Here is a 1,739-nt window from a genome sequence, read left to right on the forward strand (position 1 = left end):
TCTACCGGGCACCGCTCCCCTCGGCGGCTTGACGGGAACCATAGGGACACCCCCCGAGCCGGAACCCACGCACCTCCCTCACCCGAGGACGGCACTGCGTCTCGGCAGTCGCTCGCCCTCAGGAGCCGACCCTCCTGCGCCGAAACCATACGAAGGCCCTGCCCGAGTACAACGGAGCCGAGTTCGCCACCCCGACGAACCAGCACCCACCCCGATTCGTAAAAATAAGTCTGGCAACGTCATTGACGAATCTCAGAGACAGAACCGTCAGAACTCACCCAGTCCGATAGCGGCCGGGCCGCACCGAGCACAGCACCCGCCGGGATCATCACACCGGGTCGCGTACCCACATCGACCTCGACGCCATCGCTGCACCAGACGCCGAGACCCGCCTCGCCGATCTCGGCACCTGGTCCCCAACCGCACACCAACCCCGCATCGCCTCCCCCAGCCTGCGGACCGCACTATCCGACCCCCCTGAACGGCGTGCACCAACGCCCTCGCCCCGACAGCCAGGTTGGCGACGGGGGAAGAGCAACCCGAGAAGTCATGTCGGCGAACGTAAGCAATCACATCACGATGCGCTGGAGTGCCTTCGCCGCGTCGAGGGTCGCCGGATGATCCAGAGCCAGGGTTTCCACCCGCACCAACTCTGGGCGCAGCCAGGAGGCCAGCACCGACCACTGCGGGCGGTGATACGACCACCACGAGACCGCCTGCCACGCCCGATCCCCCGTATGCGGTTCGGTCTCCGACCAGATCCGATGCCCCCACCCCTGGGTCACCGTCAGATTCCGGGCCACCACCTGAGTCGGACGCAACCCCAACCGCACCAACTGGGCCGGATCGTCCAGGTCGAGCACCCGCAGGTCATCGGGCAACTCGAACACCCCCAGCGCGCGCCGCGACCCCGGCAGCAGCGGGAACTCCAACATCGACGCCTCCCAGCGGGCGAGGTTCCCGAAACTCTCCCCGCACGCCGCCTCGGCCAACCGGGAGAGGTACCAGACGTGGTAATCCGGGTGATCGATCCGGCCGCCGCGCTGCGGCCTGTGCTCGTACAACGGGTGCCCCGGCTGTCCCGGCGCCGCCGCGGACAGGTACGGAAAGACGCGGTAGACCAGCACTCAGGCGGCCCCGCCCCACGCCTGCGCATCCAACGCGTCGAGCACCGGAGCAGGACCGGACAGTTGCAGCACGTCGAGCGGACGCGCCCCCTCGAGATACGCGTTCGCGCTCTCGAGCCAGGTGTGCGCGGCCGTCTCCCCCCACACCAGGCGGGCCCGCGCCAGCACATGCTCGAGGTCGATCAACAGTGGTGCCGCCCCCGGGCCCGGCCGCTCCACACCCTTGATCCACCGCGACGGCTGCGACCGGTTCACCCCGACGATCGCCGCCAGCCGCGTTCCCCCGAACGCGCCGGTCAGATACCGCACCCGCTCGGCCGACAACGGGTCATCGGCGGCCACCCGCGGCGACCGGCCGCCGTGACCACTCGCCCGCGCCGCACGCCCCACGGCCTTCTTCGCCGCAGCCGCCTTTCCCGCTTCGTCTCGTGCCTTCACCCTCGCCATACCCCCACTCTACCCAACATTTCTGTTGGGTAGAAGTTCGACTGCGGAGGCCGGAATGACGTCCGAGAAGTCGTCATCGCCGGTGGGCGCGGCGTCCACAGTCGGCGACTCGGCGGACGTGTCGCCGTCGGTGGCGGCCCTCGCGCCGATGACGATCGGCTCGGG

Annotated in this window: 2 protein-coding genes; both read right to left on the reverse strand. The window is 69.4% G+C overall.

Features of this window, described 5'->3' with window-relative positions:
- Positions 1-569: 569 nt before the first annotated feature.
- On the reverse strand, positions 570-1,127 hold the full coding sequence (locus P3H15_RS53800) for an RES domain-containing protein (RefSeq protein WP_276144791.1): 558 nt from the start codon (positions 1,125-1,127) through the stop codon (positions 570-572).
- The gene (locus P3H15_RS53805; protein WP_276144792.1) at positions 1,128-1,574 is read right to left on the reverse strand and encodes an antitoxin Xre/MbcA/ParS toxin-binding domain-containing protein; all 447 of its coding nucleotides are present in this window, start codon (positions 1,572-1,574) and stop codon (positions 1,128-1,130) included.
- Between the last annotated feature and the right edge of the window lie 165 nt (positions 1,575-1,739).

This window comes from Rhodococcus sp. T2V, from assembly GCF_029269925.1.
Taxonomy (GTDB): Bacteria; Actinomycetota; Actinomycetes; order Mycobacteriales; family Mycobacteriaceae; genus Rhodococcus_F; species Rhodococcus_F koreensis.

Excerpts from the sequence above, each read along its gene's own strand:
- P3H15_RS53805 (WP_276144792.1), bottom strand. The coding sequence starts at position 1,574 with ATGGCGAGGGTGAAGGCACGAGACGAAGCGGGAAAGGCGGCTGCGGCG.